The sequence below is a fragment of the Vibrio sp. YT-19(2023) genome, from assembly GCF_033337395.1.
The window spans coordinates 1-816 of record NZ_JAWOQN010000334.1 but is presented as its reverse complement, the minus strand read 5'-3'; the positions used below and the strand labels follow the sequence as shown (position 1 = coordinate 816).

The 816-nt window shown below is 45.2% G+C and carries 1 protein-coding gene; it reads left to right on the top strand.

Annotated features, from left to right (window positions below; translation table 11 throughout):
- Window positions 1–2: 2 nt before the first annotated feature.
- Window positions 3–816, top strand: an 814-nt coding sequence (locus tag R7E78_RS25745; RefSeq protein ID WP_318058559.1) for a CpaF family protein, incomplete at its 3' end; no start/stop codon positions are given.

Genomic DNA, 816 nt, shown 5'->3' with positions numbered 1-816 from the left:
ACATAAGAGACGAAATCTTTGACGCGCTTGATGCCGCTTCTTTAGTCGATGTCGAGCCATTGGAGCTTGAAAGCCAACTAAAAGATTCCGTCAATATTCTTATCGAGAAAAAGCAACTGCAAATCAGCAGTTTGAAGCGTTTAGATCTCGTCAAAGCACTACTGGATGAACTTAAAGGTTTAGGGCCGCTTCAAGCGTTGGTTGATAACGATGATATCTCGGACATTATGATCAATGGCCCGTCAGATATTTTCATCGAAATCAACGGCAAGGTAGAGAAGTCGCCAATCCAGTTCGTCAATGAAAAGCAGCTCAATACTATCGCCAAACGCATTGCATCCAATGTAGGGCGTCGAATTGATGAATCGAAACCGCTTTGTGATGCACGTTTAGAAGATGGTAGTCGTGTAAACATCGTAATACCACCTCTTGCGATTGATGGTACTTCAATCTCAATTCGTAAGTTTAAAGAGCAAAAAATCAAGTTGGAAAACTTGGTTCAGTTTGGCGCGCTGTCCGTTGAAATGGCGAAGCTACTTTCCATTGCGAGCCACTGCAAGTGCAACATTCTTATTTCAGGCGGTACTGGTTCTGGTAAGACGACACTACTGAACGCTTTGTCAGGCTTTATCGGCAGTGGTGAACGTATTGTCACCATTGAAGATGCAGCCGAACTTCAGTTGCAGCAGCCGCACATTGTGCGTTTGGAAACGCGCCAAGCAAGCGTCGAAGGTACTGGTGAAATTACCGCTCGAGATTTGGTGATTAACGCCCTTCGTATGCGACCAGACAGAATCATCGTCGGTGAGTGTCGTG